The 25,829-nt window shown below is 35.5% G+C and carries 33 protein-coding genes; 2 read left to right on the top strand and 31 right to left on the bottom strand.

Going from position 1 to position 25,829, the window contains the following annotated elements:
• Positions 1-205 precede the first annotated feature (205 nt).
• The gene (locus ILT06_RS05580; protein ID WP_060488409.1) at positions 206-679 is read left to right on the top strand and encodes an N-acetyltransferase; all 474 of its coding nucleotides are present in this window, start codon (positions 206-208) and stop codon (positions 677-679) included.
• 35 nt (positions 680-714) lie between these two features.
• On the opposite strand, the gene ILT06_RS05575 is transcribed toward ILT06_RS05580, so the two are convergent.
• The 7 genes from ILT06_RS05575 to ILT06_RS05545 all read right to left on the bottom strand — a co-directional run bounded on the left by ILT06_RS05575 (position 715) and on the right by ILT06_RS05545 (position 4,716).
• Positions 715-1,221 (bottom strand): RsfA family transcriptional regulator, encoded by a 507-nt coding sequence (locus tag ILT06_RS05575; RefSeq protein ID WP_060488408.1) that lies wholly within the window; start codon positions 1,219-1,221, stop codon positions 715-717.
• 129 nt (positions 1,222-1,350) lie between these two features.
• On the bottom strand, positions 1,351-1,524 hold the full coding sequence (gene rpmF, locus ILT06_RS05570) for a 50S ribosomal protein L32 (RefSeq protein ID WP_001984764.1): 174 nt from the start codon (positions 1,522-1,524) through the stop codon (positions 1,351-1,353).
• Between the two features lie 61 nt (positions 1,525-1,585).
• Entirely contained in the window at positions 1,586-2,086 is a 501-nt protein-coding gene (locus ILT06_RS05565; protein WP_000872150.1) for a YceD family protein, read from the bottom strand.
• Positions 2,087-2,370: 284 nt separating this feature from the next.
• Positions 2,371-2,988 (bottom strand): replication-relaxation family protein, encoded by a 618-nt coding sequence (locus ILT06_RS05560; RefSeq protein ID WP_222654917.1) that lies wholly within the window; start codon positions 2,986-2,988, stop codon positions 2,371-2,373.
• Positions 2,930-4,111, bottom strand: a complete 1,182-nt coding sequence (locus tag ILT06_RS05555; protein WP_222654916.1) for an FtsK/SpoIIIE domain-containing protein — start codon at positions 4,109-4,111, stop codon at positions 2,930-2,932. The genes ILT06_RS05560 and ILT06_RS05555 overlap by 59 nt, the downstream gene beginning before the upstream one ends.
• 117 nt (positions 4,112-4,228) lie before the next feature.
• Positions 4,229-4,411 carry a hypothetical protein gene (locus tag ILT06_RS05550; protein ID WP_222654915.1) on the bottom strand — a complete coding sequence of 61 codons (183 nt, stop codon included), beginning with the start codon at positions 4,409-4,411 and terminating at the stop codon, positions 4,229-4,231.
• A gap of 2 nt (positions 4,412-4,413) precedes the next feature.
• Complete coding sequence (locus ILT06_RS05545) at positions 4,414-4,716, bottom strand: hypothetical protein (protein WP_222654914.1); 303 nt, start codon at positions 4,714-4,716, stop codon at positions 4,414-4,416.
• 162 nt (positions 4,717-4,878) lie between these two features.
• Here ILT06_RS05545 and ILT06_RS05540 point away from each other — a divergent pair, with 162 nt between their 5' ends.
• Complete coding sequence (locus tag ILT06_RS05540; RefSeq protein ID WP_073516181.1) at positions 4,879-5,076, top strand: helix-turn-helix transcriptional regulator; 198 nt, start codon at positions 4,879-4,881, stop codon at positions 5,074-5,076.
• Between the two features lie 404 nt (positions 5,077-5,480).
• Here the strand turns inward: ILT06_RS05540 and ILT06_RS05535 are convergent, their stop codons facing one another.
• The 24 genes from ILT06_RS05535 to ILT06_RS05420 form a co-directional block, all read right to left on the bottom strand.
• Positions 5,481-6,545 carry an N-acetylmuramoyl-L-alanine amidase gene (locus ILT06_RS05535; RefSeq protein WP_222654913.1) on the bottom strand — a complete coding sequence of 355 codons (1,065 nt, stop codon included), beginning with the start codon at positions 6,543-6,545 and terminating at the stop codon, positions 5,481-5,483.
• Entirely contained in the window at positions 6,542-6,781 is a 240-nt protein-coding gene (locus ILT06_RS05530) for a holin (protein WP_222654912.1), read from the bottom strand. Before ILT06_RS05530 ends, ILT06_RS05535 begins: the two co-directional genes overlap by 4 nt.
• Positions 6,781-7,017, bottom strand: a complete 237-nt coding sequence (locus tag ILT06_RS05525; protein WP_128282536.1) for a hemolysin XhlA family protein — start codon at positions 7,015-7,017, stop codon at positions 6,781-6,783. Before ILT06_RS05525 ends, ILT06_RS05530 begins: the two co-directional genes overlap by 1 nt.
• 74 nt (positions 7,018-7,091) lie before the next feature.
• Positions 7,092-7,316 (bottom strand): hypothetical protein, encoded by a 225-nt coding sequence (locus ILT06_RS05520; RefSeq protein ID WP_000390479.1) that lies wholly within the window; start codon positions 7,314-7,316, stop codon positions 7,092-7,094.
• Positions 7,317-7,443: 127 nt separating this feature from the next.
• Entirely contained in the window at positions 7,444-11,439 is a 3,996-nt protein-coding gene (locus tag ILT06_RS05515; RefSeq protein WP_222654911.1) for a phage tail spike protein, read from the bottom strand.
• Positions 11,436-12,920 carry a distal tail protein Dit gene (locus tag ILT06_RS05510; protein ID WP_222654910.1) on the bottom strand — a complete coding sequence of 495 codons (1,485 nt, stop codon included), beginning with the start codon at positions 12,918-12,920 and terminating at the stop codon, positions 11,436-11,438. Before ILT06_RS05510 ends, ILT06_RS05515 begins: the two co-directional genes overlap by 4 nt.
• Positions 12,921-12,961: 41 nt before the next feature.
• Positions 12,962-16,570, bottom strand: a complete 3,609-nt coding sequence (locus ILT06_RS05505; protein WP_222654909.1) for a phage tail tape measure protein — start codon at positions 16,568-16,570, stop codon at positions 12,962-12,964.
• 15 nt (positions 16,571-16,585) lie between these two features.
• Positions 16,586-16,747, bottom strand: coding sequence for a hypothetical protein (locus ILT06_RS05500; protein WP_016092190.1), 162 nt, complete (start codon positions 16,745-16,747; stop codon positions 16,586-16,588).
• A gap of 43 nt (positions 16,748-16,790) precedes the next feature.
• Positions 16,791-17,162 carry a hypothetical protein gene (locus ILT06_RS05495; protein WP_098146556.1) on the bottom strand — a complete coding sequence of 124 codons (372 nt, stop codon included), beginning with the start codon at positions 17,160-17,162 and terminating at the stop codon, positions 16,791-16,793.
• Between the two features lie 4 nt (positions 17,163-17,166).
• Positions 17,167-17,763: a major tail protein gene (locus ILT06_RS05490; RefSeq protein ID WP_222654908.1), complete on the bottom strand. Its 597-nt coding sequence runs from the start codon at positions 17,761-17,763 to the stop codon at positions 17,167-17,169.
• The gene (locus ILT06_RS05485; RefSeq protein WP_222654907.1) at positions 17,764-18,093 is read right to left on the bottom strand and encodes a hypothetical protein; all 330 of its coding nucleotides are present in this window, start codon (positions 18,091-18,093) and stop codon (positions 17,764-17,766) included.
• Entirely contained in the window at positions 18,093-18,434 is a 342-nt protein-coding gene (locus ILT06_RS05480) for an HK97 gp10 family phage protein (RefSeq protein ID WP_222654906.1), read from the bottom strand. Before ILT06_RS05480 ends, ILT06_RS05485 begins: the two co-directional genes overlap by 1 nt.
• Before the next feature lies 1 nt (position 18,435).
• Positions 18,436-18,789, bottom strand: coding sequence for a phage head closure protein (locus ILT06_RS05475; protein WP_222654905.1), 354 nt, complete (start codon positions 18,787-18,789; stop codon positions 18,436-18,438).
• Position 18,790: 1 nt separating this feature from the next.
• Positions 18,791-19,084, bottom strand: a complete 294-nt coding sequence (locus ILT06_RS05470) for a hypothetical protein (RefSeq protein WP_222654904.1) — start codon at positions 19,082-19,084, stop codon at positions 18,791-18,793.
• A 12-nt stretch (positions 19,085-19,096) separates the two neighbouring features.
• Positions 19,097-20,260 (bottom strand): phage major capsid protein, encoded by a 1,164-nt coding sequence (locus ILT06_RS05465; protein ID WP_222654903.1) that lies wholly within the window; start codon positions 20,258-20,260, stop codon positions 19,097-19,099.
• Positions 20,261-20,280: 20 nt separating this feature from the next.
• Positions 20,281-21,057, bottom strand: coding sequence for a head maturation protease, ClpP-related (locus ILT06_RS05460; protein WP_222654902.1), 777 nt, complete (start codon positions 21,055-21,057; stop codon positions 20,281-20,283).
• Positions 21,041-22,204, bottom strand: coding sequence for a phage portal protein (locus ILT06_RS05455; RefSeq protein WP_483861595.1), 1,164 nt, complete (start codon positions 22,202-22,204; stop codon positions 21,041-21,043). Before ILT06_RS05455 ends, ILT06_RS05460 begins: the two co-directional genes overlap by 17 nt.
• Before the next feature lie 8 nt (positions 22,205-22,212).
• Positions 22,213-23,871 (bottom strand): terminase TerL endonuclease subunit, encoded by a 1,659-nt coding sequence (locus ILT06_RS05450; RefSeq protein ID WP_222654901.1) that lies wholly within the window; start codon positions 23,869-23,871, stop codon positions 22,213-22,215.
• Complete coding sequence (locus ILT06_RS05445) at positions 23,868-24,203, bottom strand: P27 family phage terminase small subunit (RefSeq protein ID WP_222654900.1); 336 nt, start codon at positions 24,201-24,203, stop codon at positions 23,868-23,870. The genes ILT06_RS05450 and ILT06_RS05445 overlap by 4 nt, the downstream gene beginning before the upstream one ends.
• Before the next feature lie 153 nt (positions 24,204-24,356).
• Entirely contained in the window at positions 24,357-24,692 is a 336-nt protein-coding gene (locus ILT06_RS05440) for an HNH endonuclease (protein ID WP_222654899.1), read from the bottom strand.
• Complete coding sequence (locus ILT06_RS05435; RefSeq protein WP_222654898.1) at positions 24,685-24,942, bottom strand: hydrolase; 258 nt, start codon at positions 24,940-24,942, stop codon at positions 24,685-24,687. The genes ILT06_RS05440 and ILT06_RS05435 overlap by 8 nt, the downstream gene beginning before the upstream one ends.
• Before the next feature lie 6 nt (positions 24,943-24,948).
• A complete protein-coding gene (locus ILT06_RS05430; RefSeq protein ID WP_222654897.1) occupies positions 24,949-25,173 on the bottom strand; it encodes a hypothetical protein in 225 nt (74 codons plus the stop codon).
• A 6-nt stretch (positions 25,174-25,179) separates the two neighbouring features.
• Entirely contained in the window at positions 25,180-25,410 is a 231-nt protein-coding gene (locus ILT06_RS05425) for a hypothetical protein (RefSeq protein ID WP_240671873.1), read from the bottom strand.
• Positions 25,401-25,742, bottom strand: coding sequence for a hypothetical protein (locus ILT06_RS05420; RefSeq protein WP_072193057.1), 342 nt, complete (start codon positions 25,740-25,742; stop codon positions 25,401-25,403). The genes ILT06_RS05425 and ILT06_RS05420 overlap by 10 nt, the downstream gene beginning before the upstream one ends.
• Positions 25,743-25,829: the final 87 nt, after the last annotated feature.

Here is a 25,829-nt window from a genome sequence, read left to right as displayed (position 1 = left end):
CTCTTTAACAAACAAATGCAACCTCTACTTTCAATATGTATATACTACCTATTAATATGCTTCTACTCTTAGTTTAGCAAATCCCCAAAAAAATAATAAAAGAAATATACTATCTTCTTCATAAAAATAAAAAAATGAGTTATAATATTATTATAAATATTTTTACTTTTCTGCATTCAACGAGACAAGAAGAGGATGTGATGTTATGGGATTCCCAAAAGTTGAGCGCTTGCTCATCAATTATAAAACATTAGACGAATTTAAAAAATTTAAAGGTTGCGGAGCTCAAGAATTATCCATGTTAGAAGAATTACAGGCAAACATTATTGAAAACGATAGTGAATCTCCATTTTACGGTATTTATTATGGTGGATCACTAATTGCACGTATGAGTCTATATATGAAAAGGCACGGCGGGGAACCATTCGAAATTACAGGTACTTACCTAGAACTCTATAAACTTGAAGTGTTACCAACTTTCCAAAAACAAGGATTCGGAGAAATGCTTGTAAATTATGCGAAGGGGCTACAGTTCCCAATTAAAACGATCGCACGTATCCATTCAGCTGGTTTTTGGGATAAATTAAATTTCCAGCCTGTATCAGTACCTGATGGTGATTTTTATGTTTGGAACCCCGAAACAAATTTGAATGCGGTTACAAACGAAGAGTCCGCATAAGAAATAAAAAAAACAGCTACATAGCAGCTGTTTTTTTATTTCTTTAACTTTTCTAATTTTCCATTCGAACGAGCGCTATTTCTTTCTGCTACCATTACACTTCTTTTTTGATCGATATAATCAAGCAATGTTCTATACTCTTCCTCATATACTGATAATCGCTCCAAAAGACTCTCTCTCTCTGTTTGTAACGATTCAATTTGCTGTTGCAACACCATTAAAGAGTTTTCATCTTTATAATTTTGCAAGAAATCAATAACATCATTCAATGTAATTGACGTAGGCTCTACTACCTTTGTCTCTTTTACTTCATAATTTTCTACTTTACGTAGTTGCTTCGCTTCTTCAATACGTTCTTTGTATTGTTTTCTAACGTAAGAATTCCATCTAAAGCCACATGCTGCTGGTGTACGAGATAAATGTCTTCCCACTTCTTTAAAGGCAGATAATTGCGTTCCACCTTCTTGAATATGCCGGAGTACTACTTCTGCCAGAAGCAAATCTTCATCATCAGTCCAAGCATCTTGTCTTGTTGTCGCCATCTCTCTAGTCCTCCCTATGCATTTTTTATTAAGCATATGCAGTTACTAGAAAAGATAGAATACAACAAATAAAGAATAAGACAAAAAAAATAAACGTAGAAGATATCTTCTACGTTTATTTTCCCGCAATTACTTGCTGATTACTTCTTTACCTTTGTAAGTACCGCATGCTTTACATACACGGTGAGCTAATTTCGCTTCACCACAGCTTGGGCACTCTACCATACCAGGTACTGATAATTTGAAATGCGTACGACGCTTTCTTTTTACTGTTTTAGAAGTTCTTCTAAAAGGTACAGCCATTCTTCCCACCTCCTTAAAAGAAATAGTTATTTTCATATGAAGGCCTAAACCAGTCTTCCGATTATTTGTCAAAAAACTTTGCAAGTCCTGCTAATCGTGGATCAACAGTCTTTTCTTTGTTTTCTTCCGAAATCACTTGCCAGTCTTGACCTTGCATCGGTGCTCCACCAGAAACATCATCACTGAAAATTTGCATTGGAATCTCCAAAAGTATATTTTCCTTGATTACGGGCAGTAAGTCAAGTACTTCTCCTTCTAAACAATGAATTTCAGCTTCAGTTTCAAATTCTTCTTGTGAAGTTTGGAACACCTCAGTTGTTTTAATGTCAAATGGTAATGTCACATCTACTAAAGAGCGAGAACATGGTAAAACCATGCTTCCAGTTATATGTAGATGGAACGTAAACTTACCGGAGCCAAAATCAACTCTTCCTGTTACATGAGCAGGATTAATTTCACGAATATCTTTCTCGACCTCTTGTAGCTCACTTACATCTACCATCTCATCCAATGTCAATCCTTTATTTCTCAATTTATTCAATTGATGGATGGACCATTTCATATCATATCACCTCAAGGCAACAAACAAAATTATAGCTAGCCATTTTATATTTGTCAATGTTTTTTCTTTACACCTCTATAGAAGCATTGTGTCCATTATGTGTTAAAACGTGTGTTTTTGTCCAGAAATATTTTCTATTTTAGACAGAATGGACATAAAGTAAATAATAAATGTGGTACAAGTTGTGGTCAATGTGGTCTGCGTGGTCAAAAGAGAGTGGTCGTTTGCGATCACTCTCTTCTTATATATATTCCCATTTACTTCTCCAGTTAACACCTATAGAATTAAATTTCTTGAATTACATATACTTTTACAAATACATCATATTTTGCTGCCAGTTGCTCCAACTTCTTTTCTCTATATTTTGTTATGGTGAAGAAATGGATAACTGGCACTTTTCCGTTATATTTTTGTTTATATATTTTAGTAAGCTCTTCATAGCATTTTAGTTTCTCATCATTGACCACCATCTTTTGGGTACGGTCTATTTCTACTGCATGAAGTATCTTATCCTCATCACGAAACTTCACATCTGGAACAATCTTCTTTTTCTTATTATCTTTTATATATCTTATTTCCGTTTCAATTTGCCAATCATCTGGACAATATAAATGTAGCCATGCTTCATTACGTAAAATAGCATGTGCTACTCTACTATGATGAACTACTTTCCCTTCGCCAAATAACTTATGCCCCGATTGATTTAAATAATAAACATACTCTTTGTTGTGAGTTACTTTACCCGTGTAAGAAGAGAGATCCTTCATAATCCGATTTGCATTTCTTATTCCACCCATTTCATGAACACTCATTAAATGCCTTCTTGTTGCAAACTGTAGCTTTCTAATCGTCGCAAGTATCGTCATTTGACGGTTGATTTGCATATGCGTTTGCATCCTCATGCTTCTTCACCTCATATTGTTTTAAATGATACCACATCACTTCATTACTAATGTAAGGCACTTGTATTTCAGTGAGCCTATCCGTTTTGAAAATCGCACGTCCAGGAATGCTTTTTATTGATTCTAATCCCGGTTCATCTATAACAACACTTGAAGCTGTTTGAGTAGGTAATCTAAAACCTAACTTCGCATCACTATTTTGTTTCACTTGGCGTGGCAATGTATCCCCTGTCGGATACTGTGTACAGAAAATTAATCTAAATCCTAAGGCACCACCTATACGTGCTATGTGAGAGAGCATTTGTTGACACGCTCCTAATAATCTTTGTTGTTCTTTTTTCATACTTTTATCAGGACAAAGTTCCGCACCTTCATCAACAATGATAAAATAGCGCTCTTTGATATCTGTTTCTACAACGTTTGTATAATGTCTATCTTTCATGTATTGCATTTTCTCTTCCATCTTCTCAAGAATATCATTTAATACCATAAAAGCTTCTGCGGGCTTTTCAGCAATGGAAACTATTTGTTTTAAGTCCTTAAATGGGCCGAACTCCAAACCGCCTTTCAAATCAATAATGTATAAATGAATACGATCTGGTTGCGCTAAAGTAAGTGAAGTAACTACATTCTTTAAAAATACCGTCTTACCCATTCGTGTGAGACCGCCTAGTGTCATATGTGGTGTTTTATCAAAATCATGATAGATAAGTTTTTCTAAACTTTGGCCCATTGGCACACGCCAATTTCCTTGTGTCACTAAATCGGTAGACCATGACCATTTTTTCGGTATATCCCTATGAAACACACGAATATTTAATTTGTAATTATCATAATCAATTCGGACAGGTTTGTTTAATCCTTCAGAGACAACATCTTCAACCTTCTGAATAATTTTACTTGGCATCCCTACAGGTAACCGATATACATAAGTTGTGCTTCGGTCATCCTTTTTTTGCTCAAGAAAAACAGGATACTGCAATCTATCCTCCCTCCTGATTGCAATTCCGCTTACTTCAAAAAATACTTGTATCTTTTTGCGGTCACCCTCTTTACTTTTAAACTTATCACCGAATATAGCGAAAATTAATCCAGCGACCGGTACCGATAATAGCTCCAACATAAAATCACTCCCTATATCCCTCTTATAGAGGGTATATATCCCTGTTTCAAGGAATGTTTGAAGACAAGCCAAACCCCTTATGACATAAAGAACGATAATTTTCCACATCGTATGCCTTTATAGAAATGCAATGAGAACATAACGTAGAAGGCATAAGAACGAGCCTGTGAGCGTTGAGTACAAGGTGATACGTGGAAGCCAATGTGGAACGCTCTTCCCCATTTTTTCTGCTACCTTCATCGTTATTACTGACAGGCCTGTTGCCGTCCAAATAATTATCGCTTCTCCTGCAAGTGTCATAATTATTCCTCCTCTTCCTTTTCACGAAATGCAATTCCTTTTCTCGTAAGGACGACATCATAACAATCCATTAGAATTTCCCAGTTTAAAACATCTTCTTCATCACCATATAGATCTTCTTCTACTACCTGCGATAAACTGAAATATCCTTTATATTCTTTTCGGTCATAAACTTTGTGATTAATCATGTGATTTCTAATTGATTCCGTTTCTGTTATAGACCTTGATTCGTTATACATTTGACGTAATTCTTTTGAAGGATGTAAATATGGAGTTGTGTTTAAGTGATTATACTGCCAACGCATGTAACCATCTCCCCTTTTGATGTCCTTAATTCCACTTGGTATTCCTTCTGGTCTTGATATAGGTATATGAACTAGAAAATAAAAACTTGTTTGTCCATCTTAAAAAAAGTTAATAGGAATTTTCAATTTGTTATCGAATATACGAAGATGAGGTGAATAAATATGAAATGTAGGCTCAAGGAAATTTTAGACGATCGGATGATAAAACAAGGGGCGCTAGCAAAGAGAGTGCAAATCACACCACAACAACTAAGTCAAATCATACATGGTAAAAGTGAGCCTTCTTTACGAAACGCCATTAAAATTGCGAAAGTATTAAACTTACATGTAGAAGATATTTGGATTGAAGAAGAAATCTAATAACATAAAATCAAACTTTTAAAATATAGAATTAGTTGGTATGATTTACTTAATTAAGGGGGATGATACGATGAAGGTTGTCCAGTCGATATTTAGAGGATTTCGTTTGATCGGTAGAATTGTGAATCCAATAATCAAGGCATTATCTAAAAGTAAATTTTAATTACATAGAAATAAAAAAAAGCCGTCAAATGACGGCTCTTATTTTTGTTCCTAAAACTATTCTTTTGTTGAAAAACAGAGTATTCCTTAGTCAAGAGTGCTTCGTTTTCATCTTCCTATTTTATTTTCCAAGTTATAATACGTTAAGAATATCGCATATAATGCAATAAGCTATACAAATAACTGACATCCCTAGAAGAGGCCTCCTTACATAGACAAGGGAAGCCTCTTCTAGTTTCCTCTTACTTCACATACACATAGGCTTCATTTGCTGTTACATAGTATGTTTTACCTTTGCTATTGTGAACTTTATATTGTGGTGAACCATTAACACTTACTTTTGTATCAATTGTGAATCCTAAACCTGTATCTACAGAACCAGCAACATCTTTATCTTGCCAAGATGGAGCATCATAGAAACGTAGATTGTTAACTTTTGAAACAACACGTTTTCCAACAATAGAAGAATCCACTGTACTTTTCTTATTAAATTTCACATAAGATGGATCTTTCTTAATCCACTGATCTCCACCAAGATTTAACCAACCATCCTTTTCAGCCCAAACAACATAAGATTCTGGTTTGTTTAGTTGACGAATCTTAGAATTACTTGTACCAGGTCCTTTACGTAAATTAACGTTGTAGCCTTCAATATAAGCGATCCCATCTGTTACAGCTGTTGGAACTTCTGCTGGCTTAGATGGCTTGTCAGGTATAGAAACATCTACATTAGCATTATTGTATGCGCGTTGCACATCTGCTCTAAATTGAGCTTCTGAAACACCATGAGACTTTAAGTAATCAAGTGGATCTTCATGATCTGTACCACCAAGGTATTTAGTCACATCGTAGTGAGTCCACAATCCTTTTTCTACAGATAAACCACGATCACGAAGAATTTCAGCAAGTAACTTTACGTATTTATCATAGCTGCGTTTGAATTTATCGTAATCTGCTGTTTCGCAAAGTTCAACATGTACAAAGCGTTTATTAGCAGAAGAACCACCGCCATAAGCAATGTACTTTGTATCAGCAATTTGGATTATTTCGTCCCAATCGACTGCATAGTGAACAAATGCATTTCTCCATGTACGAGACTCATATTTTTGAATGTTAATAGCTGGGGCTTCTGGAGTTGCTGTAGAATGTGCCACGACGCCCTCATAAGCACTAACACCATTGCGGTATGGTTGTTTTGGTAAATCAGGAATAATAAGTGTTCTATCAGCAAAAGAACTTGTAGCAAAAGAACCAGCAATTACTAAAATCATAAGGAACGAGGTAATATGTTTCATTGTCTTTTTCATTTAGCATCAACATCCTTTTTCATAATTTTTGTGTGGTCAAATAATCCACTTGCTGACAGTCCAATGATGATTCCTTGAAATACATTTGTTTTGATATCTCCACCCAAAAATAAAACGCCTAGCACAATGCCAAGCGTTAAATTTAATAACGGAACATAATTTGTTTGTAATCCAATTGTTTTCCCAATTTGTGAAAGACCTACTACAATGCCAATCATTACTGTAATTTCAAACATTACATACCACCTCCTTTCAATAAGAAAGTAAGAGCCGCCCCAACAAGTCCGCCCACAATAAGTCGTAATATCCAGGTAGTATTGGCACCGATTTTATCTAACTGTTTAGTGATATTAATAATGTCTTTTTCGTTACCAGTTGTTCGCATTTCTAAGCTTTTAATTTCAAATCTTATTTCTTTGATTTCTTGCTTCATTTCTTGTACATCATTTCTTACATCTTGTAACCCTTCCACTTTGACCACCTCATTTCAAAATAAAAAAGAGAGACTCTCGTCTCTCCCTCAATAAGTACTTTTATTTTAGTAATTTAAATCATCCCTTTTAATATTAAACCCAAAACCGACATAGTGATCGCGCTAATAATAATTCGTAAAATCCAAGTTGTATTCATGCTAATCTTTTCTAATTGCTTATTAATTGTAGCGATGTCTTTCTCATTAATTGTTGTGCGAGTTTCTAAATTACGAATATCTCGCATAATTTCTTTTTGTTCTGCTTTTAAACTGTCGATTTTTACATATACATCTTCCAATACATTCACATCCTTTTGTAATCGTAATAAAGCAATCTCTACATGATATGAGACAACCTTATTTACGGTGAATGTATCGCAGGAATTTCCATACAAAAGCCGTATTTTGCGCAAAATAAAAAACAGCTTACGGCTGCTCTGGTTTCTCATCAATTAATTGTTGTAGTAATAATTCTTCTAATCGAGCTATCCGATCTTCTTGACTTGCTACTTGTGATTTTAGATTAGCTATTTCTCCTTCCTGTTCCTGTACCGTTGCATCAACTTCTTGCAAAGCTTTGACTGTAAGTGATGCATATGAATATAAGTGAATTCCTTTACCACTTTCATCAATAAATGCTTCATCAGACTCATCTACAATTGCCCCGTAATATGTTTTAATATCTTGTATTGTCAATGGAGGATCATTAGGATCTTTTTCTTCTCTCATTTTGTATAGTTCATTTACTGCGTTCTTATAGTTAAATTCTCTTACTCTAACGTTCCGTATCTTTTCTAAAGCAGAAAAAGACACATCGCGAATATTCGATTTATATTCCCGTAATGAAGGGCTCATGAAATTACCTTGAACAGATCCCCAGCCATTCTGAGTAACAGGTGACTTAACTTGAATGATACCTGTATATCCTGCTGCACGGCTGTTACGTAAAGTGATATTGGGTAATCTTAAATCAGAATCTGTACCATTATCTTCAACGACTAACGAAGTTTGATATAACCCAACTTTTCCTCGTCTGAAATACCAACTCCCATTCCCAGCATAAAACACATGGTAATCATTAGCGTTTAGAACACTTAGACCGTTTCTTTGCAACTCCCAATACACAGATTTTTGGACTGTACCATCAACTATGCCGTCGCTAATACCAATGCTCGCATAAGCACCTGACCATCCTGCACCTGCTTGAGACATAAATAAAGCGCCTGCTGGAGCGCTAGTTTTTTCATCTGTTCCTAGGATAAAAGTTGGTTGTACTGAACCATCTGTTCTTCTGTAATGTCCTAGAAATGATCTAGCAACCCCTTTTTCATAGAGGCGTATAAATTGGTCATCTAAGCTTACGTAGTTATCTGTATTTGATGTTCTAATTTGACAACCACTTAGTATTCCCGCTTTAATCCACTCAGCATTAACTTTACCAACTAAATCTATTCGTGCAGCATTTAACTTAATGTTTTCTTTACTCATGTTAATGGCTGCGATTACATCATTTTCTTTTACAGATATGCTAATGCCCTTTTCTGTTATTTGAAGGCGTGACTCCATATCTCTTACATAGGAATCTGTAGCAAATTGTCCATCTGCTTGTGTCTTTGTATATACTTCTGTCTTTTTTGCTGCTGCATTGATACCCTGTTCATTAATAGTAAAACGGTTATCAATCAGAGTCATTTTTTGATTAAATTGCTCAGTTGCAAGTTTATTAGCTAATTCCCCCAATAAATCTTGTTTATTTTTATCAACTGTTTGTTTCAGCTCAGGTATCTTAAACCCAGCAACATAATTTTCTACTTGTTTAAGCTCAACTTTCGCACCGATTGCGGTTGCCTGTTGTTCAAGTTTTGTATTTGCTTCAGTGAGTTTCTTTCCTTGATCTGATACTACATTGTTTAAATTACTAACTGTGGAGGACAATCCACTTGCTGTTTGTTCTACATTGCTCATACGTTTTTCATATCCAGCTTGGCTATTTTGAACATTTGTTACAGTAGTTTTTACGCCATCCACACTTTTTTCAATCTCGGTTGTTTTAGATTGAAAAGCCCCTTGTGTTACTCCATCTTCTGGAGCAAGATTCCAAGATTCAAGTAAGTCACCAAATGTAACCATTATTCCTGTAAACGTTGCATCTACAGTTGTTGTATTGGCGGTTGCTAAATTTACACGTACTTCCTTCAAAGTACCTGTATATTTAGTCGTATCAAATTTAACTGAAATTCGTTTCCAGCCATTCGTTACCTCTTTTTGCGGAAAAATAGCATAATAGTTCTGATCTTTTCCGTTTTGATCATAAGTAAACCGCATGTACAAACGTGGATACTCAGATGTGGAAGTTACCGTTTTTACATCCACATAGCAGGAAGCTACCCCTTTTTTATTTATAAAAGGTTCTGTTTGTAAAATCTGAGTGACAAAAGCGCTATTGCTTGTTAATTGTAAACCTTTCTTAATTTCTGGAATACTTGGTACTGTAACATCGACAATTTTAGTAGTAACCGCATTTGTAATTCCGGTCCAGCCGTTTTTATCATTCGAAAAATCTGAGTTACTTGCATAGTTTCGAACATTGACTTCTCTTGTCTCTAAACTCGTAAGCTTTTCGTTGATTTTTCCAGCCTTCTCTTCTATTTCAGTAGTTGTTTTCTTTAAATCATTCGTTGTTTGCTGTACATCAGATATCGTCTTTTTTGTACCTTCCACAGTTGATTCTACCGTACTTAATTTATTACTAATCTCACCATCTTTTTTAGTTAACGATTCAATAGAGGTTTTAAATCCATCTGAAGTTTGTTCTATTTGAGTTACTTTTTTATTAATATTACCTTGTTCGTTTTGCACATCAGAAATTGTACGACTAACACCTTGTAAGCTTTCCTTCACTTGGTTAAACTGTCCTGTAGCTTGATTCTGTGCCTCTTGAACCTTTTGATTTAACTCTGTTTTTGTGGATTCAATATCTTTATTAACCTGATCTAATGTTTCTTTTTTTACAGATTCAACATCGGGTACAACCGATTCAAACGCTGTACCTGTCCATATTTTTAAAATACCGGGCTTTCCGTTACTAATATCACGCCAAAGCGTTTTATAAGGTTTCAGTCCTGTTGTTGGTGGATTCTTCGATTCTATGATTTCAATGGTATTATTTTTAATATTTTCTTGTACCTTTTCAGCAAGTTCTTTTGCTGCCCCTGACTCCTTCTTTGCATCACTAGCTGTTTCATTAGCATCTTTCACTAATTTATCAAGTTGATCTATCATTTCTTGCTTATTGCCTAATGAACTAATGATTCGATTGTAAATCTTTCTTAATTCTTCATTTGGATCAACAATTTCACGATAATCCCCAAATATATATTTATCTTGCAATGGATTTTTAAACGATTCATCACCAGCAATTACCCTAGCTTCTAAATAAAGCTTAGGTGTGAATCCAGTGTCTTTTATTCGAATCGTATCGCCCTCGTTAATTAATTCGTGAGCTAATCCAAAAACACGACCAATTGATTGTGCTTCAACTTCATAAAAAACGGATGTATTGACACGCTTTTTTAACTCTGTATTCATAAGAGTCATTAAACGTTTTGCATCCATGTCCTCGTTTTCTGTTTCTGGACTGTAAAAACCAAATTTATGCTGCCCTTTCTCATTCCACCTTTGAAACGCATCATTGTCCACAAGATAAGGAACACCATTATTTATTTCTGCAATGGTAACAAACTCTCCACCTTCTTTTTTCACAAAACCTAATAAGGCTGTACAAATGTTTTGAGAGTTCTCAATACGCTTAATCCCCATTAAATCCTTGCCAAGAGTTACTTCTTTTCCTATTTCTCGACCACGCTTCTTAACCATGTCTACATAACGACCAACGACTTGAGAGCCTACGACTTCAGCGCGGTATTGAATTTCTAATTCGAATAATGAAGCTATCTTTTTAAGGAGAGTTAATGGATCGATAAACTCATCAATCGTCATAGAACGGAAACTAGCATATTCTAAATTTCCTTTTTGCCACTTCGTACCTGCAAGAGCGATATCAACCATTTCAATGACTGTCTTACCTTCTAGTTTTTGCGGAGGAATAATTCCAGCTTTGGCAAGCTGAATCCATTCACCTGATGTATAAGCAATTACTGATTTATCATCAGAATTCTTTTCAATTTCAGTAATTACATAAGGAACGATACGACCATCACGCACTTCTTTTAACACTAAATTTTGTTGCATAAGTGTGGATGAATGCCTTGTATTATCAAATACAAAAAACTCTAATGTATCAATGTTATTTTTGATTTCCCAATGTCTTTTATCACCCCAATAATCTGTAGGCTGAATAGATGCTACAATTTGTTCTGTTTTAAAATCAACAACATGCAATTCACCACTTGGCGTTCTCATCTATACCTCTCCCTGTAACTGATTGTCGCTGTAACATCTGGTGGCATTATATCAATACGATTATCCCCACGTATGATTTTAGGAAATTCACTAAATATATCTTTAATATTTATAGCATCTTTCCCATTAATCGTAACAAGACTTTTTTCTGTATCAATAATCACTTTGTCTCCTGCATCGAAAATATAAGGTTTTGTATTAGAAGGAACTTTGTTTACCTTCCAAATCTTTAAATCATCAAATTGCATTTCGTTAACAGGCCGGTGATTATCCCACTTACAAAGCGCAATCATAACTTGTGCGATTTTTCGGTTTGTCATTGGATTACTGCTGTCAACATCGTTCCATTGTTCAACTAGGGAAGCTCCGTCTATCTCTTTACCATCTATAAATTTAGCTACATATACAGACCATTTTGTCCCTCTCCTAGCAATACGCAGGCGTCCCCGAAATTGATTGAAAGTAGATAAGTAATAGCCACTTGTATCTACTAATTTCCGAATGCTATTAGGCGTTCCGCTATTCCCGATTTTCATATGTGCTTTTGTAATTTCTGCCGTTACGTATAAATCATTCATATTAATGCGAGCTACCAGATTACTTGCCTCATCCAATAAGAGAACTTCACAACGCCCCATCTCATCAATGTTTTTGGACTTTAAAGTCATCCATGCCTCCATTTCAAAATCTTGTAATGGACCACCTGGAATACTTTTCTTAGCTATTGCACCGTAAAATCCTTTCCCTTCTCCGTACTCTTCACAATATAGCGCGTAACCACCTCTTGATTTAAAACTACCTGTCCCTTTCATATCATCAAATTGTCCAGTAACAGGAGTCCAGCCTATAGGTGAAGCCATTTCATCCCATAACACACGTTCACGCTCTTGTACCGTTGATTCCTCCACAGTTAGGGGATAACCAATGCGGAAATAATTTCGTTCTAAAGGATATTTACCAAACCATACATCTAAAAAAGTGCTTGGTTTTTTTACAGTCATTTCAATTAATGCTGGAGCTTCTACACTACCTTTATTTGTGAAATAGGAAGTAGTCTCAGTAGACCAACTTTGTACAAATGGATGAGTTTGTACTTTTCCTAATTTATATGGCATCGGACAAATAAATTTAATTGTACCGATACCGAGTGTTACAAATTCATCTGGATCAAAGCTATCATCTACAACAGCTAAATATGTTCTATTTGGTTCTACATCAAAAGTAAGTTCTACTGCTTGATCTGTAATTAACCAATCCGCAATTTCTTCTTTTATGAGTTCTAAATCAGATCCATCAGGAACGATAATTCCTACAGGAATAGATAAAACACGCATTTCTGTTTGTGTGTTTAATAGTCTTGCACCTGGATATCCTGGAACACTTAGAAAATTACGTTTCAATGGTGCCCAAGTCGGTCTTTTCCACCCTTTTGCGATTTGGACAAAGTCTTTTCGTTCGTTATTAAATGTAAAAGAACTCATGATGACACCTCATTTCTTTATATAATAAAAGAAACCCAAACCTAAAAGGCTGAGTTTCTTTGTTCTTCTCTTTCTTGATACTCTTTCGTGTATCGATAAGTACCACGCGCCACATCTCGTCCCTCTAAAACAACAGGAACTTCAACAACTAAATCGCCACCAAGCATTGGAAGTACTCCACCATCAGATGATCCTGAAGAGTAATTAAATACTTGATTTGATACACTGTTTGTCATGGCTTGTCTACTATTTGACATACTTCCATACACACCACTCATGACAGTCTTTAATCCTGATAATTGACTTACAGAACTAGCAATCATACGGCTCATATCACTCATTAATTGATTTATTTCACCAGGCATAGAAAATTGTTCACGTGACATGGTTGCTGCGATTCCTGCACCAATATCTCCAAGTGTCTTTTTATTTAAAGGTAAAACCGCTTCTCGTCCAGCTTCTCCTGCGCCTTGCAAGTTTCCCCCATTCATTCCGAAGATAGTTGGTTTAGTAAAAATACCACCTTTGGCGCGCCAATCTATATTGAGTCCAGACGGAAATGTAATATCTTTTCCTAAAACATTTTTAGTGCTAGTTTGCAAGCTGAAGTGTGGAAGAGGTGGCATTTCTGGTTTTGGAATCTTTAACCTCAAGTCACTAAAGAAACCCTTAATCTTTCCAATAAATTTTTCTACACTGTCAACTGCGTCTTTAATTGGATCAATAATAAAACGTTTAGCTGCTTCAAATTTTTCTTGTGCTGCACTCTTTACGGAATCGAATTTTTCTTTAGCTGAATTATATAAATCAGTGAATTTTTGTTTGGCTTGATTATACGTTTCTGTGACAGGGTCGATTACATATTTCTTCACTAAATTCCAAGCTGTAAGTGTATAGGATTTTATAGTTTCCCAGTTGCTTAATATCCAATTTACTAATTCACCAAGTTTTTGCTTTGTTGTATTCCACAAATCTTGAACAGGTTGAATCACATACTGTTTAACCAAATTCCAAGCCATAAGAGTATATGATTTAGCAAGTTCCCACTTTGAGCTTAACCAGGATATTAAGTCACCAAATTTTTCTTTTACAAAGTTCCAAGTGTCTAAGACGGGTTGAATAATATATTGCTTAAATAGTCCCCATGCAACTTGCGCCACAGCTTTTGCAATTTCCCATTGTGTACCGAGCCATGCAACTAATTCACCTATCTTTGTACTTACCCAATCATAAGCTTGTTGAATCGGTTGAATAATATAATGTGAAATGGCTGCCCATGCAATTTGTACCCCCGCTTGTATTAATAGCCATCCAGCCTGTAGTACTGTTGAAATTAATGAAATGATTGGATCTAAAACAGTAACAATGGTATTCCAAGTTTCTTGCCAAGCTTGTACGAGTGTCCCCCACAATTCCGAAGCTGTTGTAACTAAAGAAGTCCACCAAGAAGACGCTGTTTCTACAATTCCAGACCATAAGCTACTAAAGAATTCACCTATTGGATCAAAGAAACTATGCATCATTTCAGTGAATGAAGCCCAAGCACCTGAAAAGAATTCAACAATAGAATTCCATGTACTACTACATATTTCGCCTATCCCTGTCCATAAATCGCTAAAAAACTGACCTATTGGATCAAAGAATGAGTGCATGGTTTCTAAAAAAGAAGTCCACGCTTCACTAGAGGATTGAACAATCCCATCCCAAAGCTCTATTAAATATTCTTTAATAGAATTCCATGTTTCTATTGTCCATTGTTTTATAGAATCCCAATTTTGATAAATGGCTATACCTAAGGCGATTACCGCGGCTACAACCACAGCAATTAAAGCTACCCATCCCATCATCGCTAATCCAATGGTGGATATGGTCACGACTATTGGAGCTAATGCCATAAATGCTCCTGCAATGACGCCGATAGCAACTGCTACCGCGGCTAGTGTTGCTGCTAATTTGGGATTGTTAGAAATCCAATCAGCAATTTTAGCAATAACATCAGCTATAACACTAAGAACTGGCTTAAGTGCAACTTGTAAATCTTGCATCGCTTTTTGAAATTTAACTGCTGGGTTTGCATCCATTTTCTTAATGGAATCATTTAAGTTCTTTTGGTTCTTATCAAAATCTATAACCTTTTCTTTTGCTCCTAGCAATGTATTAATGATATTTTGCCCTTGATCTTCATACATTGTTCCGAAAAACTTAACCCCTAATTCATTACGTTTTGTTTCATCTTCAACCTCTGATAAAGCTTGTGCAATTTCAGTCATAGCTGCCGATCCATCTTTACCACCTTTAGCTACTGCCTGACCCCATTTTTCAACTTGTTCTGCTGAAATTTTTGTGCCTTCAAGCGATTCTTTCATAGCTTTATCGACACCTTGACCGAACTCAGCCGCTTTAATACGACCTTCTTTCAATCCATCTAGGAGGTTATCAATATTCCAGGTTCCGGTTTCAACGCCAGCTGCCATAATAGCTTGTACTTCTTCAGCGTTGTAGCCTGCTCGTGTAAGCTGACCACCATATTCGGCGATAATATCTAATTGTTCCGGTGGAAAACCCATTTTTAATAAGGCATCAGCCATACCGAGAGCGCCTTCTTGTGAAATACCTAATTCATTACCGATTTCATTTGTTTCTTGAATTAGTTCAGTAAAATCTATGCCTTCATAAGACTGAGAAATTGCGGCTGCTCCTCTTACAATTGCTGCATTCGCTTCATCGCTTACACCTTTATTTAAAGCCCATTGTCGACGCACACCTGCAAGTGACTCTTCAGCATCTAACCCATAAGCAGTTATACCCCTAATAGCCTCTTCAACTGATTTTTTTGATGAATCTGGAACATCAAAAGCAATATCAATTTTCGTTTGTAGCTTTGACATATCCAATGATTTTTCAATAGCGGCTGAAATACCACCACCAGCTGCTAACCCACCAATAACATTTTCTAACCCTATTTTTAAACCTTCAAACTTCTTCTCCGTTCTTCCGGCTTCTTGTTGTAAATCTCTTAATTCATTTCGAACTTGCTGGATTGAATTACCGTCATCCACAGATCGTAGAGCACGTTGTAATTTTTCAATATCTGCTTCTGTTCCTAATGCTTCTCGTCCGATAATCCCAATTGCTTGTTCTAACTGCCGACTTGTAGCTGTTCCATTTTTAATTGCATTCACAAGACGATTTCCTAATGCTCCTGCAAAATCATCAACGCTTTTCCCAGTAGCGCTAAACAATGTTTCTAATTGTCTTGTTGAACTCGCTACACTATCTTGCTCAGCCTTCATGTTTCCAAGCTTATTCTTTAGGCCATTAAGCGATCCTTCTGTAAATTCAATTTCACGCCTAAATGCGCGATATTGCTCTTCGGAAATTTTCCCATTTTGAAATTGCGCTTGGACTTGTTGTTCCGCTGCCTTCAATTTATCTAGCTTTTGCGTTGTATTTTCTACTTGTTGAGTTAATAACTTTTGCTTCTGAGCTAAAGCTTCAACATTACCAGGATCAAATTTTAAAAGACGTTCAACATCTTTTAGTTCTTTGGCCAAGCTATCACTTTGCTTATTAACATCTTTTAGAGAATTTTGTAACGGTTGAGTGTTACCATTAATCTCAATTGTAATCCCTTTAATTCTTCCTGCCATTTTCTCACCCCTTTCTTAGAATGAATCGAAGTCTTTTTGATTTGCTTTTCTAACTTTTTCTTTATCTGGATTTTCTAATTCAGCGAATTCAGAAATATAATCAAAGCAATCACCAACGGTCATTTCTTCTAAATCACCATGTGTTAAATTTGCTTTATAACAAAGAGCAAGGAACAATTCAGTTGTAAATTCCTCATCACTGAATGTCCCTTGCTCTCCATTATTTTTCTTTATTTTTTTTTGCTCCCATAGTGACCTGAACTAATTCCATGACCTCAGGCATAATTTCTTCAATTGGGAATTCTTCAAATCCATCTAGCCACGTCATAGGATCAGGAATATTAGGATCAGCCGTTTTAGCGTATAACCAAGTTAAGTCATAAATAAGTTCAAAATCGACTTTACTCATATCGACATTAGACATATCAATAGGTTGTTCTGAACCATCTGATGAAGCTAAAGCATTAATTGCCCCTAACCCCATCAAATCTGCAAATAAATTACGTCTGAATTGCGCTTTATACCGTTTAACCGTAGCTGCTGTAGCTTTCAATCTGACTTGTTTTTCGTCTATTGTGATTGTCTTTTCCATTTACTTACGCTCCTTTTGGTGCTACTGGTTTTTTAACGTACACTTCTTTGTACCAATTATCATAAATTGCTTGAGTTGTTTTAGATGTTGTTTTCGTTTTAACCATAGGTCTTCCACCAGGCGCTAAAACGATTGGACTAGAAACAAACTTCAATTCATTTGTATTTGGTTCAGCTGAATTTGTTTTTGTTTTAGATGCGATTGTCGGACGACTCGCTGCACAGTTATACATAACGTGTCGAGTTGCGTTCACATCGCCATCGAATTCAAATAGTAATGCAAATGATTTTCCTTTGGCATCAGCTAACTCATTTAATACACCGTCTGTTTCATCTAATTGCTCACCTAATGCATCAATAGCGAATTGTTCCGGAATAGTTGCAATAGATAGCGTTCCGTCATAACCTTGGTTATTACTTGCTGCGTAATAAAGCATGTCATCCGCATAGAATTCAATTAAATCACCGCGTGGCTCAAATGTTAGCTCCACCCCACCAGGTAACGGGATTGGCGTACCAAACTTTACTAAAAAATCTTGAACATCAATTGGGACATAATGTACATTCTTCAAACCAAACGTAACTTTATTTTCTTTAGTCATTTATAACAACCTCGTTTCGTATATTTTTTGATACATTTTCTCAGATTCAATAAACGTCCCATACGAGTCATAAGGAATTTCATGATCGTCTAGTACGTTTTCAAGTTTTGCTTCTGCAACTAAATCTTTTTTAGTTGTATAAAGCTCAATATTTGCATCGTCTATCTTGTAATAAACCTTGTTATCAGCCATTAAGTTTGCTGATCCATCCACAAGAATACAAATATAAGGTGGCGCTGGTACTGACTTACCTGGTGTGGCTGTAAAATGAGAATAAGCCACAGGATAACCTGTAGCTTCAAGAATTTTTGTTAATTCACCTAATGTCATTATCCAAGCGCCCTTTCAATCTGTCTTGGTAATTCATTAATTACATACTCTTCAACTGGACGAATATGAACTTGAGCCGGAACACGTCCACCGCCAACTTTCGCATGTCCCTTTTCTAAAAGATGTGTTAATTGTCCTTGAGTATTATGAATAACAACACCATTATCTTCTTTTTTCTTACGCCATCCTTTACGATAAGCACCTGTTTTTTTAGGGCTATTTTGTTTTAATTTACTCACAGCAACATCAGCAACTTCTTCTTGGGCTGTTAACAATTCTTCTTCCACGACATTCGCATATCTTTGTAATTCTCTAGCAAGTTCACTCGCAAAATCGTTCATATTAAACATGCTCCTTTGCGATAATAGTCAATGTTTGATACATTTCATCATCATTCATTGGCGGTTCGATAATATCAAAGATACGACCTTTCATATTGATTCGCATTAATTCTGTAACGCCTGTTGTATAAGGGATTACAAAACGATAAATTCGTGTAGACTGTGAAGCCGAAGCTTCAATATACTCCGAACCTTTTACCGTTTTTATCATCGCCCAGGCTCTTTTAACCTCTTGCCAATTACCTGTTTCAACTTCTTGATTCAATTCATCTTTTATTACTTCAGGTTGTTCAATGATAATTCGATTCCTACAATCACCTGTATTCAATGGTTTCTTGTATTGAAAAGGACGCATATTAATCACCGTCCAATTTAATTTCTTCTAATGCTTTATCGATGCTTAAACTATTAATTTGACTTAAAAAATTCTTGTCAAAATACTCTAATGCATCGTTATAAACATAACGAGAACGTTCAAAGACTAATTCCTTGAACTCCTCGTCATTATTTAAATCATAATTCCCACAAATCCTAAGTAATGCCTTATTAGATGTAGAAAGGATGCGCTTTAGGTTATCATCTTCATCATCACCCAAGTGCATCCTATCTTTAAATTCCTGTAATATTCCATTCAAAATTACCTTATCCATTCACATCATTCCTTATTTAGTTTCTGGAGTTGTAGGTGGTGTGAAAGAAATATTCAAGTCATATACAAGAGCCGCTTTATTATCTTTTGGTTTACCATTAGCAAACTGTTTGATTGTATAAAGCGTAGCATCTTCGAAAGCTAACGTTTGATCAAATTCTTTTAATTTATATCCTCCTGCAATTGCAGCAATATATTGTCCCTTTACAAAGAATAATGCTTTACCAACAGGAACTTCCTCACACTCAACAGGTTTAATGTTATAAGGCAATGCCATTACCCATTGACCTGTTGATGTCTGGATTGTATTACGTGCTTGTACGCCAATCGCATCAATCGGGTTAACTACCATTACAATTTTATTTAATACTTTTCTAGATTTCCCTTTTGCATCAACAGATAAAGCTTTTACTACTTCATAAAGTTCACCTGCTACAATTACCCCTTTATCAGACGGAGCAAATGTTAATTTACCAGAAGATTTTTTATCAGTAACAGCGCCTGTTTCTGGATTAACATCTTTCATTAAACCAACTGGTTGGTGTGCTACAGATCCGCCACCATTAATAAAACCAAATTCTAGGCCGACGGAATATGTTTCAACTAAAACCGTTCGAACATAACGTTCAATCCATTCCGGTCCAAGTTCCTTCATATCATTCGGAATTGCTGCAAACGCAGTTAATTTAAGTTGACCAATTTTTTCTTGTTTGAAGATGGCATCAATTTGCCCACGGATTTCCCCGAATAATTCGCCCCATACATATGCCTTCGTTGCATCAGAGTAAATAAACTTCGTAACTGCTCCTAAATCTTGCAAACCAATTTCAGCTAATAAGGGATGTTCTGTAACTAAATCTTCAAACACACGCTCTTGCGTCGTTACAGGAAGGATTGAGCCATCTGTAAATCCACCTTCTTTAACAACTGCATTAAAGAATTTTGTTTCTGCTGAAGTTAAAACATTTTGACCACGCTGCTGTAAAATTGAACGATCAAGCATATCGTTATTTACTTGTTCACGAACTGTATTTGCTACATCTGTTTGTAGTGCATCAAAGAAACCTTCAAACGCTGACGTTTGTTCTTGTTCTGTACTTTCAGCGTTCGTTAGAGCATCTGTTAATTTTGCCTTCGCTTTATTAAATGCTTCAGATTTATTAAATTTAATGACCATTATGTGTTTCCCCCATTTTTTTATAATTTTAAAAAGAGCCCTTTAATCCCACTGTTTTTTACAGGTTTAGGATTTGGCTCCTTTGGTTGTTCTTCTATATTGTTTTGTAAATCATTCAGAATCTCGTTTTTCAGCCCTGATAAAGCGGCGTTTAAATCTTCTTTTGTAATTCCTTGACCTTTGTTCATTGTTCCATTTCTAAAACCATCGATTACTTTCTGTGGAAGCATGGCAGCAGTAGCAGTTGAAGCTGTCGTTTTAACTGGATTTTCCATAAACATGATTTCATCCGCAAAATTGTTTTCTAATGCTTGCTGCGGACCCATCCAAGTTTCTTTAGCCATCATGTTTAGTAGTTCTTCCTCAGATTTACCACTTTTAATAACATAGGCATTTACAATTGCTCGATCTGTTATTTTTAACATCTCAGCCGCCTTTTCCATGTCACGATGATCTCCACCATGCCACTTAGCAGCGTTGTGAATCATAATTTTTGCTGTTGGAGAAATTCGAACTTTATCCCCGGCCATAGCAATTACAGATGCTGCACTTGCTGCTAAACCTACAATTTGAACTTCCACATGACCAGGATAATTTTTTAATGCTGTGTAAATTTCCGAACCCTCATCTACATAACCACCAGGACTATTGATCGATACAATTAAATCCTCACTATTTGCATTATCCAGTTGTTTTGTAATCTTACCTGGGCTTGTAGCATCCATTTCAAACCAATCATAAATCCAAGCTTCATCATTTGAAATAATTGGACCTTTAACGTCAATTTTCACCGTCATTTGTATTCTCACCTCCTTCAGATTGAGTTAACCTTGTATAGTTTTTCGTAATATGATGTGTATTTAAATTAGGATCATCAGAGACTTCATATCCTACTTCTAATCGAATTTCATTTCCTGTAAATGCACTTGAAGAAATAAGTTTATCAATGCTTGTCGCAAGGTCAAATATACTTTGATAAGAAACAGATTTAATTTCAATCTTCTGACCTGAAAGATACTCTTCTTTTTCAAAAAACTTAACGTTTGCTTCATCTGAAATCTTTTTTAATAATGGTTTCACTGTAAAAAGCATATAATTTTTCGTTTGCTTCTCTACATCAGCCATTTCCCCATATAACAAAGCAGTCGGAATACCAAAAGCCATTGCTACTTGATTTAAGAAACCATTCGTTACTTTATTGATTTCCTCCACACTCTGACCAGAATTCCCCCCATCTGAGGTTTCAGCATACTTAAAACCTGGTTGTTGCGGAATGATAGCAATATCATTTTCTCCAACTGCTTTATACATGTCATCTATGAAATTTTGGAGTTTTGCTTGATGGTCTTTACTCTTTGCAGCAAGCATGTCCATATCGACTGTGGCACGAATTTGATTTTTACGCTTTTGAGAGCTTAATATCCTACCGAATAAATCACCATAATCAGTAAAAAGACCATCAATAAGCGGTGATAACTTGTCATTCCGGTATCTTAAATGAATGACTTCACTTTGTTTAAAGCTTCTCTTAAACTGATAATCTTTTACGGTGACATTTGTAAAAGTATCTTCAAACACAGCGTATTCATTATGCTCAAAGTCATCAGCGATAAGTAAATCCCCATCATCAGTTTGTATAATTAAAGCTTCATTATCATAAATGAGCTTGTAAATATACTGCTCCCAAAAGGTACTTGCTGTCATATTCTTATTGGGCCTAACATTTAATTGGTAATAAAGCTCATCCTTTTCGAATTCTTCACCGTTTTTCACTCTAAATTCTGACTGACTAATCGTTCTTCCTAAAAAAGAAATACATGTATCAATCGCTAATCGTTTCATGTGGACTCTATTTGCCTTTTCAATAAACATTTCCACATCAAACATAAATCCTACTTCACTATTTCTTTTAAACACTGCATCCAACCATCCAATGGTTATCACCCCCTTTATTAGAATTTAATACCGTCTAACATGAAGTCGAATTCATCCACAAGAACGTTGTCCGCTTGCCATAATGCATGGATAAAAGCTTGGAATCCATCTGTTTTGCGCTTAAATTCATCTTTTTTCAAATATTCTTTGTTGCCGTCTTTTTTGATGTGGACGTAGACATTGTTGGTGTACCAACGCATTAATGGATTATCACCAAAAATAATGCGATTGTTTGCAAATAACGTTTCGACCCTTGGTGCTAATAAAGAATGAATAGCTTTTGGATTACGAATATATAACAATATGAAACCTTCAGCTTCAAGTGCTGTTTTAACAAGATCAAGACGGAAGGTATCAGCTACAATCGTATTAAACCCGTATAACTCACGCATTTTTACAAACCAATCTACAATGTGAGAGATATTAATAACTGGTTCGTCCACAATAGTTAGTAATCCATTTTCAGCCCATTCATAAATAGGCGCTTTTAATTTTACCTTGTCCAAGAATCCTTTACGTACGAATGAATGACCTTTCCAAATATAGTCTTCGCCATGTTTAAATAGTAAACCGACCGCCGCAAAGTCTTTAATGCTGGCGAAGTCGAGTCCACCCACAGCTACTTTGTGTTTTAAATCCGGAACTTCTCTAAGCGTTTCTCCATCTTCTTCATATCCGGTACGCATGATTTCTTCCCACGGAGCTACAGCCTTTGTTAAATCTGTTTCAGGATAATTCATACGTTTTGTCATGAATTCCTCGCGGTTTGATGGATTATTTGCTAACTGCTTATATTGAGTTAATACCTTTTTAAATAACCCTTTCGCATAAAAGCTTCTTGGTTCACTGAACATAGGATTCGCTTTTTCCCACATGTCAGGATTATCAATTTCTTCTGGATCATCAATCTTGCAGATGAAAGGAAACAATGGATCGTCTAACTCTTCACCTTTCAAAATATTCATTGCTCGCTCTTTCGTTTTATCTAAGAACCCATCGCGAACAAAACCATCTGTACCAATAAAAAATTCTCTAGCATTCGGCACTTTTCCAAGTCCACTAGAGAATACATTTACAACATCAAAATTTTCATATTGATGTATTTCATCATAAATAACACAACCATCACGAAGACCATCTTTCGAACTTGCATTAGATGTATGATATTGCATAATACTTTGGGTATCGTTGCTAAGTATCTCAACCTTAGTTCGATAAAACATATCTTCTAATATCTCTTTTCCTTTAATAGCATCATAGACTTCACGAAAAGAAACTTTGGCTTGTTTTTCATTATTGGCCACAATTGAAACATTGTATCGATCTATCCCATGCAATGGACTAATAAAGAAATGACATAACGATGAAATCAAACCATTCTTACCACCACCACGAGCCATCATAATTAAGAATTGCTCATAAAAAACAGAATCATCTTCTTTATAAAAAAGAAAAACAAATGCTGTTAGGAATTTTTGAAACGGCTGCAACTCAAAATACCATTTCTCAGTGAATTTTATATAATCCCCATGCATTTCAGTATCAAAATATAAATCGTCACGAGTTAATATATATTTCTCCAGGTACTCAATTAGCATTATGCGCTCTTTATTTAGCTTAATTTTCCCTGTGCGATACATGTCGATATATTCACTGACGTACTGGTTATGAATCATGTTAAATCTTTCGCAGAGCGCTTAGTCTTTTGAGGAACAATACTTACTTCAGCCGATGCTTCCAAGCCAAGTGCATCTAAAATTTTTATCATTCGATCATTTGTTTTATGTAAATCAGTAATAGAAGGATTGGATTTTGGCCCGTGCATACCAGATACTTTAATTCCTATTTCTTCAATGTCATCAAAAAGAACACACTTTAAATCCCACAATGATAAATAGTCTTGAATTAAATCTACATAATGATTACCTACAATCTTTTTTTCTTTTAATTGATTTATTAAATCCTTTTCAATCCTTTTTCTCATTGTTTCGCGTTTAACTCTAGCCACAACATCCCCTCCCTTCTGATTTACATCGTTTTCCAATTTAATATAACGCGCGAATTTGCTTATAAATTTAGAAAATCGACCCCCTCCTCCGGTGCCCCTTAGAGCATTTTTTGATGAAATTTTTTAAGGGGGGGTGTTATTGTTGATTCTTTTTTACCACTTTTCATCGTTTTCCCATTTGTTCGGTTTCTTTTCAAAGAATCTTCCATGTTCTTTATTATGGCAATCCACACAGACTGTTTCTAAGTTATCTATTTCTAATGCAAGTTCTGGATGATGTTCAAGTTCTTTTTTATGATGGACAACGAGTTGAATCTTCTTACGCTTTGCACTCTCACTGTACTCATTGGTATCTGTTTGCACTCGACCATTACGCTTACACTCTTGGCATTCATAGTTGTCACGCTTCTTTACTTGTTCACGTATACTCTTCCACTCACCACTGTCGTAGAACTTACGCTTCTGTTGTTTGGTTTTATATTCATTCATCTGTCTTTACCCAACGTACTTTATTACCTTTATCTCTTTCCAGTAATTCTTTTATTGATGTTTGTTCCAGATATTCTACAGAATAAAGCATGTGGTTCTCGCCATACAGTTTGTAATACTTGAATCGATTAACATCAATCCCAGCCTTCTTGTACGCTTTCTCATGTAGCTTAAGGTATTTAATATATGCTTTCTTATCAATAGGTATAAGACCAAGTGCAGCGACCTTACCGTTTAAAACACTATCCAATCGTTCTCACTCCTTTATTTTATTCTTATAAAACTTACCAGCAATCCTCATTGTTACTAACGCTGGCCACACAGGTGTGAAGATACAAATAAGAAATAACATTACCGCAATTGTTATCATCTCTTGATTGGAATCGCCTTTATCATCTTTTAACAACTTACGTACAGTCGAATGCATCCCAAAAGAAATGTAGACCATACCTACAATAAGATAAGTTAATAGCCATAGCATTCTATCTCACTCCTTATCATTCAATAGATCATCTATCAACTTATTAATTAAACCTGTTATAGCTTCTTTCTTTTTCTCAGGCTTTGTTCTCTTGTTTAATCTATTTAATACTTTAACTACTGGTCGTAATGATTCTAATTCCACATAATCTTCAAGCTTGTCTTCATCGATAGCATTAAGGATTGTACCAAGAGCAATTGCCTTCTCAAGCTTAGTTAGTTCCATCCCTATTCCCATTTTTCAATCCTCCTCTTCTGACTTCGAATGTCTAGGCACTTCTCACAATAGAAAATAGCTGATACTTCTTGACTTGTTCGTCCCACATCAGCATAAGAAGAAATAGTTTCACTATCTAACACTTGATACTTATGTTCACATTCCTTATGCTGATTGATGTGTTTCTCATACTTCCCTAACTTCCACATGTCTACAAAAGCACCGTTACACTTTGGACAAACAGTCACTTCTTTATATTCTTCTTTAGATGGATGATAAACTTTATCCGTATGCCCACACACTAAACATGCAGCTTTATTAAAGTATCTTTTTTCTGTATGCACTTCACACATTTCTCCTCACTCTTTTAGAAAGAATATTCAAATTATATATTTACAAATAAATACAAGTTGTTATAATGAAGTTAACATTGCCATCTA

Origin of the sequence: Bacillus sp. 17RED48, from assembly GCF_019837545.1 — a bacterium.
Taxonomy (GTDB): Bacteria; Bacillota; Bacilli; order Bacillales; family Bacillaceae_G; genus Bacillus_A; species Bacillus_A wiedmannii.
This window is presented reverse-complemented; position numbering and strand designations above follow the sequence as displayed.

What these genes read in the sequence shown, in the direction of transcription:
- ILT06_RS05580 (WP_060488409.1), top strand. Translation starts at nt 206, where the DNA reads ATGGGATTCCCAAAAGTTGAGCGCTTGCTCATCAATTATAAAACATTA.
- ILT06_RS05575 (WP_060488408.1), bottom strand. Translation starts at nt 1,221, where the DNA reads ATGGCGACAACAAGACAAGATGCTTGGACTGATGATGAAGATTTGCTT.
- rpmF (WP_001984764.1), bottom strand. Translation starts at nt 1,524, where the DNA reads ATGGCTGTACCTTTTAGAAGAACTTCTAAAACAGTAAAAAGAAAGCGT.
- ILT06_RS05565 (WP_000872150.1), bottom strand. Translation starts at nt 2,086, where the DNA reads ATGAAATGGTCCATCCATCAATTGAATAAATTGAGAAATAAAGGATTG.
- ILT06_RS05560 (WP_222654917.1), bottom strand. Translation starts at nt 2,988, where the DNA reads ATGAGGATGCAAACGCATATGCAAATCAACCGTCAAATGACGATACTT.
- ILT06_RS05555 (WP_222654916.1), bottom strand. Translation starts at nt 4,111, where the DNA reads ATGTTGGAGCTATTATCGGTACCGGTCGCTGGATTAATTTTCGCTATA.
- ILT06_RS05550 (WP_222654915.1), bottom strand. Translation starts at nt 4,411, where the DNA reads ATGACACTTGCAGGAGAAGCGATAATTATTTGGACGGCAACAGGCCTG.
- ILT06_RS05545 (WP_222654914.1), bottom strand. Translation starts at nt 4,716, where the DNA reads ATGCGTTGGCAGTATAATCACTTAAACACAACTCCATATTTACATCCT.
- ILT06_RS05540 (WP_073516181.1), top strand. Translation starts at nt 4,879, where the DNA reads ATGAAATGTAGGCTCAAGGAAATTTTAGACGATCGGATGATAAAACAA.
- ILT06_RS05535 (WP_222654913.1), bottom strand. Translation starts at nt 6,545, where the DNA reads ATGAAAAAGACAATGAAACATATTACCTCGTTCCTTATGATTTTAGTA.
- ILT06_RS05530 (WP_222654912.1), bottom strand. Translation starts at nt 6,781, where the DNA reads ATGTTTGAAATTACAGTAATGATTGGCATTGTAGTAGGTCTTTCACAA.
- ILT06_RS05515 (WP_222654911.1), bottom strand. Translation starts at nt 11,439, where the DNA reads ATGAGAACGCCAAGTGGTGAATTGCATGTTGTTGATTTTAAAACAGAA.
- ILT06_RS05510 (WP_222654910.1), bottom strand. Translation starts at nt 12,920, where the DNA reads ATGAGTTCTTTTACATTTAATAACGAACGAAAAGACTTTGTCCAAATC.
- ILT06_RS05505 (WP_222654909.1), bottom strand. Translation starts at nt 16,570, where the DNA reads ATGGCAGGAAGAATTAAAGGGATTACAATTGAGATTAATGGTAACACT.
- ILT06_RS05495 (WP_098146556.1), bottom strand. Translation starts at nt 17,162, where the DNA reads ATGGAAAAGACAATCACAATAGACGAAAAACAAGTCAGATTGAAAGCT.
- ILT06_RS05490 (WP_222654908.1), bottom strand. Translation starts at nt 17,763, where the DNA reads ATGACTAAAGAAAATAAAGTTACGTTTGGTTTGAAGAATGTACATTAT.
- ILT06_RS05485 (WP_222654907.1), bottom strand. Translation starts at nt 18,093, where the DNA reads ATGACATTAGGTGAATTAACAAAAATTCTTGAAGCTACAGGTTATCCT.
- ILT06_RS05480 (WP_222654906.1), bottom strand. Translation starts at nt 18,434, where the DNA reads ATGAACGATTTTGCGAGTGAACTTGCTAGAGAATTACAAAGATATGCG.
- ILT06_RS05475 (WP_222654905.1), bottom strand. Translation starts at nt 18,789, where the DNA reads ATGCGTCCTTTTCAATACAAGAAACCATTGAATACAGGTGATTGTAGG.
- ILT06_RS05470 (WP_222654904.1), bottom strand. Translation starts at nt 19,084, where the DNA reads ATGGATAAGGTAATTTTGAATGGAATATTACAGGAATTTAAAGATAGG.
- ILT06_RS05465 (WP_222654903.1), bottom strand. Translation starts at nt 20,260, where the DNA reads ATGGTCATTAAATTTAATAAATCTGAAGCATTTAATAAAGCGAAGGCA.
- ILT06_RS05460 (WP_222654902.1), bottom strand. Translation starts at nt 21,057, where the DNA reads ATGACGGTGAAAATTGACGTTAAAGGTCCAATTATTTCAAATGATGAA.
- ILT06_RS05450 (WP_222654901.1), bottom strand. Translation starts at nt 23,871, where the DNA reads ATGATTCATAACCAGTACGTCAGTGAATATATCGACATGTATCGCACA.
- ILT06_RS05440 (WP_222654899.1), bottom strand. Translation starts at nt 24,692, where the DNA reads ATGAATGAATATAAAACCAAACAACAGAAGCGTAAGTTCTACGACAGT.
- ILT06_RS05430 (WP_222654897.1), bottom strand. Translation starts at nt 25,173, where the DNA reads ATGCTATGGCTATTAACTTATCTTATTGTAGGTATGGTCTACATTTCT.
- ILT06_RS05425 (WP_240671873.1), bottom strand. Translation starts at nt 25,410, where the DNA reads ATGGGAATAGGGATGGAACTAACTAAGCTTGAGAAGGCAATTGCTCTT.
- ILT06_RS05420 (WP_072193057.1), bottom strand. Translation starts at nt 25,742, where the DNA reads ATGTGTGAAGTGCATACAGAAAAAAGATACTTTAATAAAGCTGCATGT.